Here is a 15008-nt window from a genome sequence, read left to right as displayed (position 1 = left end):
CCCGGCCGGTCACCCGGGCCGCCACCCGACCGCCGCCCCGCCGGTCATCCGGCCGGCCGCCGGAGTCGCCGGGGGCGCCGGAGCCGCCGGGGGCGCCGGGGCGGACTAGGCCTGCCTCGTACGCCAGGACGACGACCTGGGCGCGGTCGCGGACGCCGAGCTTTCCGATGATCCGGGTGACGTGCGTCTTCGCGGTGAGCGGGCTCATGTGCAGGCGTTCGGCGATCTCCCGGTTGCTCGCCCCGGCCGCCACCGCCGCCATGACCTCGCGCTCCCGCCCGGTCAGCGCGGCGAGCCGGCCGTCCGGGCGGGGCGGCTCGGGGGCCCGGGAGAAGTGCTCGATCACGCGGCGGGTGACCTCGGGGGTCAGCAGCGCCTCGCCCGCCGCCGCGACCCGGACGGCGGCGCGCAGCTCGTCCGGGCGGATGTCCTTGGCGAGGAACCCGGCGGCCCCGGCGCGCAGGGCCGCGAAGATGTACTCGTCCATCACGAACGTCGTGAGGACGACAACGCGGACGGCGGCCAGTCCGGGGTCGCCGATGATCCGCCGGGCCGCCTCCAGCCCGTCGATGCCCGGCATCCGGATGTCCATCAGGACGACGTCGGGGCGGATCCGCCGGGTCAGCTCCACCGCCTCCAGGCCGTCCCCGGCCTCGGCGACCACCGTGATGTCGTCCGCCCGGTCCAGCAGGCTGCGCAGGCCCGCGCGGACGAGGTGCTGGTCGTCGGCGATCAGTACGCGCAGCCCCGTCACGGCCCCTCCCCGACCGGCATCGGCGCGTCCACGACCCACCCGCCGGACGGGCCCGGGCCCGCCGTCAGCGTGCCGCCGACGCCCGCCGCGCGCTCCGCCAGCCCCGCGAGCCCGTGCCCGTCTCCGGTCCCGCGTCCGCCGCCGGCCCCGTCGACGCCGACCGGATGCGCACCGCGCCGGGCCCGTACTCGACGTCCACCTCGGCCCGTGCGACGCCCGCGTGCCTGACCACGTTGGTGAGCGCCTCCTGGACGATCCGGTAGGCCGTCAGCCCGACGGTCGCCGGAACGTGCGGGGGCGCGCCCGTCTCCCGCAGGACGGCCGTCAGCCCGGCGTCCCGGTACCCGTCGACCAGGCCGGGCAGGTCGGCGAGGCGCGGCGCGGGCACCGGCGGCGCGTCGGCGGGGTCGCCGGGGGCGCGCAGCACCCGGACGGCGCCGCGCAGTTCGCCCATCGCCTCCCGGCTCACCTCGCGGGCCGTCTCCAGCGCGCGGGACGCCTCGGCGGGCTCGTCCGGGAGCGCGTCGGCGGCCACGTTGATCTGCACGGCGACGACGGCGAGGGTGTGCGCGGTGACGTCGTGGATCTCCCGGGCGATGCGCAGCCGGTGCTCGTCGACCGCCTGCCGCACCTGGCGCTCCTTCTCCTCCCGGACGCGCCGCAGTTGCTCGCGCGTCTCCGCCGCGAGCCGCCGCCTGCTGCGCACCGCGTCGCCGAGCGCGACCGCGAGGACCGGTCACCACGACGTCCGGCAGCGCCATGCCGAGCACCGGCAGCAGCGGCAGGCGGTCGGCGAGCAGCAGCCAGCCGGTGTCGAGGACGGCGAGCGCGGCGCCCACCGCGGCCGCGGTCGCGAGGCGCCCGGCGGCGGCCGCCGTGTAGAGGCCGGCGAGCATCGGCCAGGTGAAGCCGATCCCGGAGAAGCCGGCCGTGTTGTAGGCGACGGTCAGCACCGCCAGCCCGGCGAGGACGCCCACCGGGAACCGGCGCCGGACGAGCAGGAGTCCCGCCACCGCCAGCGCGAGCAGCCACCCGGCCAGTTCGGGGGACCTGCCGCCCGGTTCGTCCGCGCGGACGGCCGTCAGCGCCACGGCGATCCCGACGCCGGCCGCCACGGCGGCGTCGGCGAGGACCGTCCGGTTCCGCGTTGCCGAGGCCATGGGTCAATGATGTCCGATCGGCCGCGTGCACCTTGTGTCGGTCTTCAGGCGACACGACCAGGAACTGTCCCATCATTCCCGCGTCCTCGTGGGCGAGCAGATGGCAGTGGTACATGTACGGGTGCACCGGATCCGAGTGGGGGCCGAACCGCATCGCCAGCCGGACCGTGGTGCGGGGCGGGACGAACACGGTGTCCTTGCGTCCGCGCAGGTGCGGCGGCGGCCGCCGCCCGTTGACGTCCAGCACCTGATATCCCGCCTCGTGGACGTGGAAGCTGTGCGGGAGCCCGTTGCCGGGGAAGCCGCCCGCGTTCGTCACCTCCCAGATCTCCACGGCCCCGGTTTCCACGACCTGGTCGATCCGGTGATGGTCCATCGTCCGGCCGTTCAGCGTGAAGTCGCTCATGACGAACGACCGGGTGCGCGTCCCCGGACCGGCCGGGACCGGCGGCGCGTCCGCGAGCCGCGCGGGCACCGGCGGCGACTCCGCCAGCCGCGGCGCCGCCCGGATCTGCAGCAGGTCGAACGTGTCGTCGCCGCCCGCCAGCCGCTCGTACACCGGGTTCGCGCCCAGCCGCGGCGGGCGGCTGCGCAGCACGGTGCGCTCCCCCGCCGCGAATGGCACGACGATCTCGGCGCGCTCGCCCGGCGACAGCATGATCCGCCGGAGCGGGACGGGCGCCGCGAGCAGGCCCGCGTCGGTGCCGACGAGCGCGAACGTGCGGCCGTCGGTGAACCCGGCGTCGTAGACGCGGGCGTTCGACGCGTTCAGGATCCGCAGCCGCACCCGCGTGCGCGTCACCTCCAGGAAGGGGTCGTGGGTGCCGTTGACGAGGATCTCGTCCCCGAGCAGCCCCGTCACCGACAGCCCCTGGAAGCGGATCCCGGACGAGTCGAGCGAGCCGTCCTCGTGGAACCTCTTGTCCTGCAGGACGATCGGGACGTCGTCCACGCCGTACTCCGACGGAAGCCCCGGGTCTTCGCCGTCGTCGACGACGAAGAGCCCCGCCATGCCCCGGTACACGTGCTCCGCCGTCCGTCCGTGCAGGTGCGGGTGGTACCAGAGCGTCGCCGCGGGCTGGTCGATCGTCCACACCGGCCGCCAGGCCGCTCCCGGACGGATCGGCTGGTGCGGCCCGCCGTCCATCACCGCGGGCAGCCGCATCCCGTGCCAATGCGTCGTGGTGGTCTCCCCCAGCCCGTTGGAGACCTCGACCGTGACCCGGTCGCCCCTGCGCGCGCGCAGAGTGGGCCCGAGGTACGACCCGTTGTACCCCCACGTCGCGGTGCTCTTGCCCCGCAGGAACTCGCTCTCGCCTGCCCCGGCCCGTAGGCGGAAGACCTTGCCTTCGGGTGTCCGTTCGGGTCGTAGCAGAGGCGGTATGCGCAGCCGGTTGCGGAACAACAGCGAACCCACGTTCGTCCGTCCGGCCTCCGCGTACAACCATCCGCCGTAGCCGAGCACGGGGGCGGCCGTCACCAGCCCGGCCGCCGCGCCCCAGCGCAGGACGGCGCGGCGGGACGGCCTCACTCGTCCGTCCCGCCGCGCCGCCGCGTCCCGGAGAGGGCGAGGAGCACCCCCATGCCGGCCAGCCACAACCCCACCGGCCCTTCGGGGAATCCACGCAGGCGCGGATCGCCGATCAGTTCGGGGATCAGCACCTGCGGCGGGACGAACGCGAACCCCAGCGCCACCGCCAGGCCCACGACGACCAGCCCCGCACCCGTCCACGCCCGCGCCGGGCGGCGCACCCTCGCACGTTCCACGACGACCTCCGTCCTCTGTCTTCAGCCGGACACTGAGAACGGTAGGAAGGCAGGTCAGGGCACGCGTACACCCGGCGGTGCCGGTTTCGGTACACCACCGGGTGTACGCGGGCCTCAGCCGACGGGGACGGTCGCCTGCAGGACGGCTTCGCTGAGCGCCTCGGAGCGGAAGTGCGCGACGGCCTGGAAGTCGGGGTCGGCGACCATCCGCGCGAACACCTCCCGCGACGGGTACCGCACGAGCAGGACGGCGTCCCACGCCTGCCCGTCCTCGGCGACCAGCGCCGTCGACCCCTTGCCGTAGTAGAGCACCTCGGAGTCGTACCGTCCGAGGATCAGCTCACCGACCGTCTTGGAGTACCGGGCGTAGCTCTGCTCGCCGCCGTCGCGGAAGCGCAGCAGGTTCAGCATCACCACCGGCCCGCCCGGGTCCTCCGCGAGGAACCGCTTCAGCCCGTCACCGGTCGGATCGACCGCCATGTCGCTCTCCCTCCCGAATGGGATTCTGACTCTACGGGCGGACGGACCGGCGGGCGTGACCCCGCACAGCACTCTGGACGTGCGCACCGGAGCCACGCACGCGAGCGGTGATCCGTGCACAACTCACCGATCGGCGATAGGCACATTCGGTGATCGATCACATACACTGGGCAACGACTCCCCCGCTCTCCGGAAGGCGAACCCCGCATGCGCACGATCACCATGCTGCTCACCGTCGGCGCCCTGCTCGCCGCCGCACCGGCGGCCGCCGCCGCGCCCCCGCCCGAACCTCGGCCGACGATCGAGTACGGCGCGCCGGACGGCACCGGCAACGGCGGCCTCGTCGACTTCGACGACGAAGTCGTCGACGCGTCCGACCTCGGCAAACTCACTCTCGTCGTGAAGTGACCACCGGGGACGGCCCGGCGACGGCGGCGTCCAGCGCGGCGGCGGCGGACGCGAGGTGCTCGGTGTGCGGGCGGCCGGAGACCGTGTCGTACACCAGGTGCACCGAGACGTCCTCGATGCCGCAGAACCGGGCGATGCCGTCCCGCAGACGGTGTTCCACGGACCGGTCCCATCCGGCCTCCGCGAAGTGGTCGCGGGAGTAGCCGGCGAGGCCGATCCAGACCATGCGCTTGCCCGCGAGGCGGGAACGGCCGCCGCCGTAGGCGAAGCCGTGGTTCCACACCCGGTCGACCCAGCCCTTGAGGATGGCGGGCAGGCCGAACCACCACACCGGGAAGACCACGACGACCGTGTCCGCCGCGGCGAGCCGCCCCATATGGGCGGTCGCGTCCGGCGAGTACTCCTTCCCGGGGTCCGTCCAGTCGGGCTCGTCGGCGGCCGTCATCCGGGGGTCGAAACCCTCGGCGTGGAGGTCGAGCAGGTCGACGCGGTACCCGGCCGCCGCGAGCCGCTCCCCGGCCCGCGCCGCCACCCGGGCGGTGAGCGAGTCCGCGCGCGGGTGCGCCACGACCAGCAGCGCCGTCGTCACCGTTCCCCCAGCTCGACGAGCATCTTGCCGGTGTTGGCGCCGCGCAGCACGCCGAGGAACGCGGCGGGCGCCTGCTCCAGGCCCGACACCACGGTCTGCTCGGTGTGCAGCGAGCCGTCGGCGAGCCACCCCGCCGCCTGCCCGATCCACTCGGGGAACAGGTGGAGGTAGGAGTTGATCAGCATGCCGCGCAGCGTCAGCTCCTTGTAGTAGGCGGTGTAGAGGTTGCGGGGGCCAGGGGCGGTTCCGGTGTTGTACTGGGCGATGGCACCGACCAGCGCGAACCGGCCGCCCGGACGCGCCGCGTCGATCGCGGCCTCCAGGTGGTCGCCGCCGACACTGTCGAGGTAGACGTCGATGCCGCCCGGGGCGGCCTCGCCGAGCTGCTCGGCGATCGGGCCCGCCCGGTGGTCGAGGGCGGCGTCGAAGCCGAAGTCGTCCACCAGGCGGGCGGTCTTGGCCGGGCCGCCCGCCGAGCCGATCACCCGGGCGGCACCGAGCCTGCGGGCGAGCTGCCCGGCGACGCTGCCGACGGCCCCGGCGGCGGCGGACACGAACACCGTGTCGCCGTCCCGCACGGGCGCCGTGCGGGTCAGGGCGACGTAGGCGCTGAGGCCCGTCGTCCCGAGCGGCCCCAGGTACGCCGTCGGCGGCGCGAGCGCGGTGTCGACGACGGTCGCCGCGGACGCCTCCATGACCGCGTAGTCGCGCCACCCCAGGAAGTGCGAAACGGTCGCGCCGACGGGCACCGAGTCGTCCCCGGAGGCGATCACCTCGCCGATGGCGCCGCCCTCCAGCGGCTCGCCGAGCGCGAACGGGGGGATGTAGGACGGCGCGTCGTCCATCCGGCCCCGCATGTACGGGTCGACCGACATCCAGGTGTTGCGCACCAGGATGCGGCCTTCGCCGGGTTCGGGGACCTCGGTCGTCGCCAGCGCGAAGTGCTCCAGGGCGGCGTCGCCGTCCGGGCGCGCGGCGAGCCGGATCTCGCGGCCGGTCAGAGTCATCGTGTTCCCTTCCGCGACCGCGGTCATGCCGGGTCGCCGAGCGCGGGGTAGTCGGTGTAGCCGCGGTGGTCGCCGCCGTAGAAGGTGTCCTCGTCGGCGTCGTTGTACGGGCCGCCGGCGCGGATCCGGGCGGCAGGTCGGGGTTGGCCAGCCAGAGCGTCGCCATCGCGACGGCGTCGGCGACGCCCTCGCGCGGCGCCGGATGGTCGAGCATGCCGTCCGGGGTGAACAGCCGTTCCCCCGACGCGATCGCGGACGGCGCGAGCGGGAGCGCGCCGTCCGCGTAGAGGCTCGGGTGTCCGACACGGCCGCAGTGCACGAGCTGGGCGAAGATCCGGCCCCCGGCGGCGTGCACCGCGCCGGTGACCGTCCGCCACGCTTCGACCTGCTCGGCGGTGTGCAGGCCGGGGGTCTGGACGTACCCCTGGCCGATCTCGCTGACCTGGATCGCCTCGGTGACGATCGGCCCGGCCGACGCCCGCTGCGCGTAGTACTCGGCGGCGAGCCCGCCGGGCAGTCCGCCCTCCGCCCGGCTGCGCGTCATCGGGCCCATCACGAGCCTGTTGGGCAGTTCCAGCTTGCCCATCGTCAGCGGCTCGAAGAACTCGTTCACGTCGTTCCTCCCGTGGATCGGTGTTGCACGGCAGCCTGCGGGCCGGCGGCGGGCGGGCCCAGTGCCCCGCGTTGGCTACTCAGCCGGTGACCAGGCAGGCCGTGACGTCCCTCGGCCTTCGGTACCGTTCGCGCATGGACAGGCAGGACGAACTGGGGCGGTTCCTCAAGTCGCGGCGGGCGCGGCTGCGGCCCGCGGACGTCGGGCTCACCGCGTACGGGGAGCGGCGGCGGGTGCCGGGGCTGCGCCGGGAGGAGCTCGCGCAGCTCGCGGGGGTGAGCGTCACCCACTACACGCGGCTCGAACAGGGCCGCGCCCACCACGTGTCCGCGGAGATCGTCGACGCGATCGCCGGGGCGCTGCGGCTCACCGGCGAGGAGCGCGCCCACCTGCACCGGCTGGTCCGGCCCGCGCGGCGCGACGGCGTCGCCGCGCCCCCGGTCGTCCGTCCGGGGCTGCGGCACCTGCTGGACTCCCTGGTGCTGACGCCCGCCGTGGTGATCGGCCACCACACCGAGATCGTCGCGTGGAACCCGCTGATGAACGAACTCGTGGGCCTGGACGTCCTGCCGCGGGAGCGGCGCACGATGTCGCACTGGCTGTTCTTCGGCGATGCCGCGCGCTCGCGCATGGGGGACACCTGGGAGGCGCACGCCCGCCGCAACGTGGCGTTCCTGCGCACCGCCCTGGCCCGGCACCCGGACGACGAGCGCCTGCGCGGCCACGTGGCGGTGATGCGCGTGCAGAGCACCGAGTTCGAGCGCCTGTGGCAGGTGCACGAGGTGCACGAATGGGTGAGCGGCGACGTGGGCGAGCTCAGCCTCCGGCATCCGGACGCCGGCGTGCTGGAGCTGAGCTACGAACGCGTGCTGCTGCCGAGCGACCCGGGCCTCAGCGGCCTGACCCTGTGGACGGCGCCGCCCGGCTCCCCGTCCCACGCCGCCCTGCGCCGACTCGCCGAACGCCTGGAGTCCGCCGCCCCCTGACGCGCCCGTACAACCGGGGGTTGTCGGACGCTCGTGCGGTGGTTGTTGGCGGTGCGGCGCGCGTCCCTGCTTTGATCTCGCGGTCGGGGCGGGCGGGCGGAGGACGGCATGGACGCGGGACGGCGGTTCGAACGGTTCTGGGCGGCGTACGCGGCGAGCACCTTCGGGACACGGCTCGCGTTCGACGCGTTCGCCCTGATCGCGATCCTGGTGCTGCATTCGGGACCGGCGGCGGTGTCGCTGCTGGCGGCGCCGGGACGGCGGCGGGGGCGGCGATCGCGGTGCCGCTCGGGCCGTGGACGGAGTACCGGCGCAAGCGTCCGGTGATGATCGCGATGGACGTCGTCCGGGCGGTGGCGCTGCTGAGCGTGCCCGCCGCGTTCGCGCTCGGCCGGTTGACGTTCGTCCACCTGCTCGTCGTGGCGGTGGTCGTCGCGGCGGCCGAGCTCGCGTTCCGGGCGGCGAGCGGCGCGTACCTGAAGTGGCTGGTGCCGCCGGAGCGGCTGCTCGCCGCGAACGGGCGGCTGGAGTCGACGACCTGGACCGCGACCGCGCTCGGGCCGCCGCTCGGCACCGCCGCGATCGGGCTGTTCGGCCCGGTCACGACCATGGTCGCGAACGCGGTGGGGCACCTGCTGTCGGCCGGGTGGCTCCGCGCGATCGACGCGCGCGAGCCCCGTCCCGTCCGGCCGGACGGGCGGCGGGCACGGGCCGGCGACCTGCTCGACGGGTGGCGCTACATCCTGGCCGACCCGACGCTGCGCCTGCTGTTCCTGAACACGACGCTGGTCAACGGCCTGATCATGGCGACGTCGCCGCTGCTCGCCGTGCTGATGCTCGGCGGGCTCGGGTTCGCGCCCTGGCAGTACGGCCTGGTGTTCGCGCTGCCGTGCGTCGGCGGCCTGATCGGGTCGCGGCTGGCGAACGGGCTCGTCGCCCGGTTCGGGCCGCACCGGGTCATGCGCACCGCCGGGACGCTGCGCGTCTGCTGGCCGCTCGGGCTCGCGTTCGTCGGCCCGGGCGTGCCGGGGATGGTGCTCGTCACCGTCGTGGAACTCGGGTTGATCGTCTGCATCGGGGTGTTCAACCCGGTGCTCGCCACCTGCAGGCTCGAACGGACCGCGCCGGACCGGATCGTCCGGACGCTATCCGCCTGGTCGGTCACCGCCAAGGTCGCGACCGCGGCCCTGACGGCGGTGTGGGGGCTGCTGGCCGGTGCCGTCGGCTCCCGCGCGGCGATCGCCGCCGCGGGCGTGGCCGTCCTGGCGACGCCGCTGCTGCTCCCCCGCCGCGACCGGACGGCGGTCACGGTTCCCGGAGCGCTCCCGCGATGACCGCGGCGACGACCTTGCGGACGGCCGCGGCGTCCGGCGGCGCGCTCGTCCGGTCGGCGAACAGCAGGTGCCCCGCCCCGATGAGCGTGGGCGCGAGGGTCTCGACGTCGGCGTCCGCGGCGAGGCGGCCCCGGTCGCGTTCGGCGGCGAGGTAGCCCGCGATCATCGCGGTGGCCTCGGCCAGGACCGGGACGCCGACCGGACGGTCCGCGCGCAGGCGCGCGCGCAGTTCGTCGCGTGACGTCACGAGGCCGATGATCGCGACGGCGACCGTCCCGAACAGGTCGGTGAGCGCGGTGGTGAGGTGCCCGGCGACGGTGCCGGTCCCGGCGGCGGCGCGCAGCGCGGCCGCCTGGACGCCGATCCCGGCGACGCGGTCCTGGACCAGTTCGGCGAGGAAGGCGTCGAAGTCGGCGAAGTGCCGGTGCAGGACGCCCTTGGCGCACCCGGCCTCCGTGGTGACCGCGCGGCTGGTCAGCGCGCTCGGCCCGTCCCGCAGGAGCACCCGCTCGGCGGCGTCGAACAGTTGCCGCCGCACGTCCCGGATCGCCACGCCTGTAGGCACCGTCCACGCCCCTTTCCTCGCCGTACCCTCCAATATTGGACGAGTGGGCGATCGCCCACTAATGTGGGCACATGCCCACTCTACCGACGGACCCCCACCGCGCCCGGCAGATGGCCGAGTCGTTCGGCGCGGACACCGAACGCTACGACCGGACGCGCCCCCGCTACCCAGACGCCATGGTGGCGGCGATCGTCGCCGGCTCCCCCGGCCCCGACGTCCTCGACGTCGGCTGCGGCACCGGCATCGCCGCCCGCCAGTTCGCGGCGTCCGGCTGCCGGATCCTCGGCGTCGAACCGGACGACCGGATGGCCGACTTCGCGCGCCGGAGCGGCGGATTCGCCGTCGAGACCGCGACGTTCGAGGACTGGGACCCCGCCGGACGCACGTTCGACGCCGTCATCGCCGCGACCGCCTGGCACTGGGTGACCCCCGGCGCCGGTGCGGCCAAGGCGGCACGGGTCCTGCGCCCCGGCGGACGGTTCGCGGCGTTCTGGAACGTGTTCGAACTCCCGCCCGAAGTGGCCGACGCGACCGCGGACGCCTGCCGCCGCGTCATGCCGGACTCCCCGATCGACTTCCGGGCCATGGGGAGAAGCGGCCCGGACACGTACGGGCCGGTGCTCGACCGGGCCGCCGACGGCATCCGCGAGGCGGGCGGCTTCGACGCCCCCGAACAGTGGCGGTTCGAGTGGGAACATCCGTACACCCGCGACGAATGGCTCGACCAGATGCCCACCCAAGGCGCCTTCACCCGCCTCCCCCCGGACGCGCTCGCGCAGGTGCTCGACGGCACCGGCGCGGCGATCGACGCACTGGGCGGAAGCTTCACCATGCGCTACACGGCGCTCGTCCTGACCGCCGCCCGCCCGGCCGCCCCCTCCTAATGTTGATCTGCGGCGTGTTGCCCAAACTCGGGCGCCCATAAGGGCAACACGCGCAGATCAACGAACCCAGGCGAACCCCGCACTGGCCGTGATGGGAGCGTTCGTGGACGGACGGCTTCCCTTGGGGCGCCGGCCGCGGAAGGGTGTTCGGCATGGACGGGTGGAGATCGGTACAGATGGGAGACATCGTCTCGGGCACGGTCGTGGAGATCGGCCGGGGCATCACGGTGCGGCTCGACGGGGACCTCGCCGCGGCGACGGCGATCGTCGGCGGTCTCGACGCGGGCTGGACCACGCGGTGGAAGGAGACCGTCCGGATCGGTGGACGGATCACCGCCGAAGTGGTGCACGTCGACGCCGAAAGCGGACGGATCGGGCTTTCGACGGCCGCGACCGAGCACGCCGAACTGTGGGCGTTCCTGAAATCGAAGCGCATGGGCGACGTGCTCGGCGGCACGGTCGCGGACATCCAGAACTTCGGTGTGTTCGTGGCGCTCGACGAGGGCCCGCCGCATCCGGTCTACCCGGGGGTCGGGTTCGTGACGATCCCGGAACTGTCGTGGCGGCGCTTCGAGGCGCCGACCGACGTCGTCACGGTCGGCGAGCACGTCGAGGGCGAGTTCCTGCAGTTCGACACGTGGAACGGCGAAGCCCGGCTGTCCCTGCGCGCGCTGCGTCCCGACCCCTTCCAGGCGTTCGCGGACGGGACGCGCGCCGGGCGGCGCCTCACCGGCCGGGCGGTCAAGGTCGTCCCGTTCGGCGTCTTCGTCGAGGTCGCCGACGGCATCGAGGGCCTGCTGCACAAGGACGAACTGGGCGTCGACTCCCTCGACGAGGACGATCCGGACGGGCCCGTCCGTCCCGGCGACACGATCGAGGTGGTCGTCCGCGAGGTGGACCGCACCCGCCGCCGCCTCGCCCTCGGAATCGACCGAGCGCCGTTACCTCGGAGGTAATCGAACCGCGGGTGCGGGCGGTGACAGGGTCGGCGGTATGGAACGCGCACTGGAAGTCACGGCGGGCGGCCGTGTCCTGTGGGGGACGCTCGCGCTGGCCGCGCCCGGCCTCAACCTCAAGCTGGCGGGCATCGGCGACCGCGACACCCCCGAACTCAGGTACCTGATCCGGGTCTTCGGCAGCCGGGCGGTCGCGCTCGGCCTCGGCTACCTGCTGAGCGACGCCGAGGCGCGCCGCCGCTGGCGGCGGCTGTGCCTGGTGGTGGACGTCTGCGACACCGCGGCCGGGGCCGCCCACCTGGTCCGCGGGGACGTGCCGCGCCCGACGGCGGCCGGGCTGGCGGCGATCACCGGCGCGTACGCGGCGACGGGCCTGCTGGCGCTGCGCGCGGAGAACCGGCGGGACCGGACGTCCTGAGCGTCAGAGCCGGAAGAGGTTGAAGTGGTACGACTCCATCTCCTTGCGTTTGATCGTGCCGACCGTCCGCAGCATCAGCCGGTAGGTCCGGGAAAGGTCGCGGCGGACCGGCTCCGGCAGGCTGAGGAACGTGCACGAGTCGAGCAGCGAGATGCCGTCGCGCCACTTCTCGACCTCGCGGGCGTCGTCGCACCGCCACCGCATCCGCGCCGCCATGAGGCGGAGGACGTCGTGACCGTCCTGGTTGTCGACCATGTGCCCGGACGCGGTCTCCAGTGCGAGGTTCGCACCGGGGAGCCGTCCGGCGATGAGCTCGAACACCGAACGGACGTCCGCCTCGTCGAGGTAGATGAGAACCGCTTCGGCGACCAGGAAGTAGGGCCCCGGGCCGGCGGCGACGTCCCGGAGCCAGCCGGGGTCGGTGACCGAGGACGCCACCATGCGGCGGCGGTCGGTGTCCTGGAAGAACTCGCGGCGCAGGTCGATGACGTCGGGCAGGTCGAGGTCGAACCAGTGCACGGTGCCGTTGTCGAGCCGCTCGAACCGGGTGTTGAGGCCCGTGCCGATCTCCACGACGGTCCCGGACGGGTGGCGCTCCAGGAAGTCGCGCACCCACGCGTCGAACAGCAGCGTGCGCAGGTTCGACCCGAGCAGGCTCCGCGCCCCGTCGAACCGCGCGAAGTCGTAGTCCAGCGCCTCGACCATCTCGACGGCGCGCGGATCGCTGAGCATCCCGCGCCGCTTGCGCGTCTCGACGGCCCGCGCGTAGAGGGGGATGAGCAGGGTCTCCTGGACCTCACCGAGTTCCGGAGCCCGTCTGGCCTGGGACATCCTCAGCGCCTTTCCGCCGGACGTCGGCGGACGGGCGCGCCCCTCGGGGCCGCCCCCGTCCGCCAGGTTAGGTTCGCCAAACCTAAGCGAACTTAGGCTTGCCTAACAAGACCCAAAACGCGCTCGATCTTCGTGCCGGACTCAACGGCGGGCTTCGCACCGGCCTCGCCGCGCCGCAGGGCGCGCACGCGGTGCGCGGGAACGCTGAGCGCGGCCGCCACGAAGATCACCTGCATCACCGTGCGCGGGATCAACTGGTCCTCCCACGGCAGGTCCGACCGGCTCAGCGCCAAGTGCACGTTCGCGGGGAACATGGCGACCATCATCAGGGCGAGCCCCCCGGCGGCCCACGGCGCGGTCCGTCCCCGCAGGAGCGCCGCCGCACCGGCCAGTTCCAGCACACCGGTGACGGTGACCAGGAATCCCGGCGCGGGCAGCGCGGGCGGCACCATCTCGATCATCTCCTGGCGCATGCCGACGAAGTGCGCGATCCCGGTCAGGGTGAACATCGCGGCGAGCCCGCCGCGCACCGCCACCGGCCACTGCCGCAGCCGCCGGATCCCCGCCCGGCCCGCGACGAGCCCGGCCAGCGTCCCCCCGATCAACACGATCAACGGTCCCATGATCTGCCTCCTTCGCTCGAACTTGTCACTGACTAGATTCGCTCGACGAAGGACATCTTGTCAATGCCTAGATTTCAACGTTGGGCAAAAGACGCGAAGAGGGGCGAGTTGTCTCTACCGAAATAGCGACCCTGAGTGAATGGCGAGTCGCTGTACGTGATTCCTCGGATACCGTCACATCCGAGCTTCATCACAGAATGTAGTCGCTTCACTGTGGATCGTCACAAGGAGGGTCATGATCTTCAAGAAGGTCGCCGTCGTCACCGCTCTCGCGGGGTCCGCGCTCTCGGTCGGTGCGTTCACCACGCCCGCCCACGCCGCGTCCTGGCACAACACCGGGCAGACGTTCTACTGGCACTCCAGCTGCGACGCCGCCGGCAAGGCGGGCATGCAGTCCGGCTGGCAGGCGTACGACTGCAAGGGCAGCTCCGCGCCGTGGGCCAGCTACGAACTCTGGGGCCTGTACTGATCCGGCCGATGCCGACCCGGTCCGTGGTGTGATCGGAGGCCGCCCCCGTCCCGCGTCGGCGGGGGCGGCCGCTCCCTCGCAAATCAATGAGGCCGATGCATGGGCACCACCCGATTGATCTGTATCTAAGATCGATCCATGGAGCTCCAGCAGATGCGCTACGTCGTCGCCGTCGCGGAGACGAACAGCTTCACCCGGGCCGCCGAACGGTGCCTGGTCGTCCAGTCCGCGCTCAGCCACCAGGTCGCGCGGCTCGAACGGGAACTCGGCGCGCGGCTGTTCGAGCGCACCAGCCGCCGGGTGCGGCTGACGCCCGCCGGGGAGGCGTTCCTCCCGGCCGCCCGCCAGTGCCTGGACGCCGCCGAGCGTGCGGCGGCCGAGGTCGCCGCGGCCGTCGGGGAGATCCGCGGACGGCTCGCCGTCGGGCTGATCACGACCGTCGCGGCGGCCGACGTCCCGGGCGCGCTGCGCGACTTCCGCGGACGGTACCCGCACGTGCGCGTCAGCCTGCGCGTCGGCGCGAGCGAGGACCTCGTCGAGAAGGTCGTGCAGGGCTCCCTCGACCTCGCCTTCCTCGGGCTCCCGACCAACTCGCGGCCCCGCGGCGTCGCCGTCCACGAACTCGCCCGCGACCGCCACGTCGCCGTCGTGGCCCCGGGCCACCCCCTCGCCGCCGAAACGTCGGTCGACCTCCGCCGCCTGTCGTCGGAGACGTTCGTCGACCTCCCCGCCGGGACGTACGGACGCGCCCAGTCCGACCTGGCCTTCGCGGCGGCCGGTCTGGAACGCGACGTCGCGTTCGAGGTGACCAGCGCGGACTTCATCGACCGGCTCGTCGGCCAGGACCTCGGCGTGGCGCTGCTCCCGTCCGCCTACGCGCCCCGGCTCACCGGCGTGACCACGATCGAGGTCACCGACGCCCCGGGCCGGGTCGAGTACGTCGTCTGGAGCCGCTTCGGCCGCAGCCCCGCGACGTCCGCGTTCCTGGACGTCCTCGGCATCGCCCCCGGCGCGTGATCGCGCATCGGCGGACGAGGGCGCGCGGCGCCTCGTCCGCCGGGCGGCGTCACTCGGTGATGGTGGGGGGTTCGGTCAGGAACGGGCGCAGCTCCAGCCACTCGTGGATCGGCTCGCCCCCCGCGCCCGGCGCCGCCGACAGCTCCC

Annotated in this window: 18 protein-coding genes and 2 pseudogenes; 9 read left to right on the top strand and 11 right to left on the bottom strand. The window is 73.8% G+C overall.

The genetic code is table 11. From position 1 onward, the window contains the following. Nucleotides 1–94 precede the first annotated feature (94 nt). From BJF79_RS16610 to BJF79_RS16590, 5 genes and pseudogenes are all read right to left on the bottom strand, one after another. A pseudogene (locus BJF79_RS16610) lies at nt 95–745 on the bottom strand (response regulator); the annotation flags it as partial. 73 nt (nt 746–818) lie between these two features. Beyond that, a complete protein-coding gene (locus BJF79_RS16605; protein ID WP_262402126.1) occupies nt 819–1301 on the bottom strand; it encodes a sensor histidine kinase in 483 nt (160 codons plus the stop codon). Beyond that, nucleotides 1220–3445 (bottom strand): multicopper oxidase family protein, encoded by a 2226-nt coding sequence (locus BJF79_RS16600; protein ID WP_075898534.1) that lies wholly within the window; start codon nt 3443–3445, stop codon nt 1220–1222. The genes BJF79_RS16605 and BJF79_RS16600 overlap by 82 nt, the downstream gene beginning before the upstream one ends. Then, nucleotides 3442–3681 carry a hypothetical protein gene (locus BJF79_RS16595; RefSeq protein WP_143219973.1) on the bottom strand — a complete coding sequence of 80 codons (240 nt, stop codon included), beginning with the start codon at nt 3679–3681 and terminating at the stop codon, nt 3442–3444. The genes BJF79_RS16600 and BJF79_RS16595 overlap by 4 nt, the downstream gene beginning before the upstream one ends. Nucleotides 3682–3795: 114 nt before the next feature. Further along, on the bottom strand, nt 3796–4161 hold the full coding sequence (locus BJF79_RS16590) for a DUF1330 domain-containing protein (protein WP_075898528.1): 366 nt from the start codon (nt 4159–4161) through the stop codon (nt 3796–3798). 207 nt (nt 4162–4368) lie between these two features. On the opposite strand from BJF79_RS16590, the gene BJF79_RS16585 reads away from it, so the two are divergent. After that, entirely contained in the window at nt 4369–4569 is a 201-nt protein-coding gene (locus BJF79_RS16585) for a hypothetical protein (RefSeq protein WP_075898526.1), read from the top strand. Here the strand turns inward: BJF79_RS16585 and BJF79_RS16580 are convergent. The 3 genes and pseudogenes from BJF79_RS16580 to BJF79_RS65590 all read right to left on the bottom strand — a co-directional run. Further along, nucleotides 4550–5158, bottom strand: a complete 609-nt coding sequence (locus BJF79_RS16580) for an NAD(P)H oxidoreductase (RefSeq protein ID WP_075898546.1) — start codon at nt 5156–5158, stop codon at nt 4550–4552. The genes BJF79_RS16585 and BJF79_RS16580 overlap by 20 nt on opposite strands. Continuing rightward, nucleotides 5155–6165: an NADP-dependent oxidoreductase gene (locus tag BJF79_RS16575; RefSeq protein WP_262402125.1), complete on the bottom strand. Its 1011-nt coding sequence runs from the start codon at nt 6163–6165 to the stop codon at nt 5155–5157. The genes BJF79_RS16580 and BJF79_RS16575 overlap by 4 nt, the downstream gene beginning before the upstream one ends. Before the next feature lie 361 nt (nt 6166–6526). Further along, nucleotides 6527–6709 (bottom strand): annotated as a pseudogene (locus tag BJF79_RS65590) (alkene reductase); the annotation flags it as partial. Nucleotides 6710–6912: 203 nt separating this feature from the next. Here BJF79_RS65590 and BJF79_RS16560 point away from each other — a divergent pair. From BJF79_RS16560 to BJF79_RS16555, 3 genes are all read left to right on the top strand, one after another. After that, on the top strand, nt 6913–7764 hold the full coding sequence (locus tag BJF79_RS16560; protein ID WP_075898520.1) for a helix-turn-helix transcriptional regulator: 852 nt from the start codon (nt 6913–6915) through the stop codon (nt 7762–7764). A 108-nt stretch (nt 7765–7872) separates the two neighbouring features. After that, nucleotides 7873–8091, top strand: coding sequence for a hypothetical protein (locus BJF79_RS60220; RefSeq protein ID WP_262402124.1), 219 nt, complete (start codon nt 7873–7875; stop codon nt 8089–8091). Beyond that, a complete protein-coding gene (locus BJF79_RS16555; protein ID WP_262402123.1) occupies nt 8046–9098 on the top strand; it encodes an MFS transporter in 1053 nt (350 codons plus the stop codon). Before BJF79_RS60220 ends, BJF79_RS16555 begins: the two co-directional genes overlap by 46 nt. Here the strand turns inward: BJF79_RS16555 and BJF79_RS16550 are convergent. Continuing rightward, nucleotides 9070–9663, bottom strand: coding sequence for a TetR/AcrR family transcriptional regulator (locus tag BJF79_RS16550; RefSeq protein ID WP_075898517.1), 594 nt, complete (start codon nt 9661–9663; stop codon nt 9070–9072). The two genes, BJF79_RS16555 and BJF79_RS16550, sit on opposite strands and share 29 nt — an antisense overlap. Nucleotides 9664–9734: 71 nt before the next feature. On the opposite strand from BJF79_RS16550, the gene BJF79_RS16545 reads away from it, so the two are divergent. The 3 genes from BJF79_RS16545 to BJF79_RS16535 all read left to right on the top strand — a co-directional run bounded on the left by BJF79_RS16545 (nt 9735) and on the right by BJF79_RS16535 (nt 11921). Beyond that, on the top strand, nt 9735–10547 hold the full coding sequence (locus BJF79_RS16545; protein ID WP_262402122.1) for a class I SAM-dependent methyltransferase: 813 nt from the start codon (nt 9735–9737) through the stop codon (nt 10545–10547). Nucleotides 10548–10723: 176 nt separating this feature from the next. Beyond that, nucleotides 10724–11503: a S1 RNA-binding domain-containing protein gene (locus BJF79_RS16540; protein ID WP_262402121.1), complete on the top strand. Its 780-nt coding sequence runs from the start codon at nt 10724–10726 to the stop codon at nt 11501–11503. Between the two features lie 37 nt (nt 11504–11540). Further along, the gene (locus BJF79_RS16535; RefSeq protein ID WP_075898511.1) at nt 11541–11921 is read left to right on the top strand and encodes a hypothetical protein; all 381 of its coding nucleotides are present in this window, start codon (nt 11541–11543) and stop codon (nt 11919–11921) included. Between the two features lie 3 nt (nt 11922–11924). Here the strand turns inward: BJF79_RS16535 and BJF79_RS16530 are convergent, their stop codons facing one another. Together BJF79_RS16530 and BJF79_RS16525 are read right to left on the bottom strand one after the other, a co-directional pair. Further along, complete coding sequence (locus BJF79_RS16530; RefSeq protein WP_075898509.1) at nt 11925–12752, bottom strand: class I SAM-dependent methyltransferase; 828 nt, start codon at nt 12750–12752, stop codon at nt 11925–11927. Between the two features lie 92 nt (nt 12753–12844). Continuing rightward, nucleotides 12845–13375 (bottom strand): DoxX family membrane protein, encoded by a 531-nt coding sequence (locus BJF79_RS16525; protein ID WP_075898507.1) that lies wholly within the window; start codon nt 13373–13375, stop codon nt 12845–12847. 235 nt (nt 13376–13610) lie between these two features. On the opposite strand from BJF79_RS16525, the gene BJF79_RS16520 reads away from it, so the two are divergent. Together BJF79_RS16520 and BJF79_RS16515 are read left to right on the top strand one after the other, a co-directional pair. Beyond that, complete coding sequence (locus tag BJF79_RS16520) at nt 13611–13844, top strand: hypothetical protein (protein WP_075898505.1); 234 nt, start codon at nt 13611–13613, stop codon at nt 13842–13844. A gap of 138 nt (nt 13845–13982) precedes the next feature. Beyond that, nucleotides 13983–14861: a LysR family transcriptional regulator gene (locus tag BJF79_RS16515; RefSeq protein ID WP_075898502.1), complete on the top strand. Its 879-nt coding sequence runs from the start codon at nt 13983–13985 to the stop codon at nt 14859–14861. Nucleotides 14862–15008: the final 147 nt, after the last annotated feature.

The organism is Actinomadura sp. CNU-125 (assembly GCF_001942465.1).
GTDB lineage: Bacteria > Actinomycetota > Actinomycetes > Streptosporangiales > Streptosporangiaceae > Spirillospora.
The sequence above is the reverse complement of the archived record's forward strand: the minus strand, read 5'-3'. Positions and strand labels throughout refer to the sequence as shown.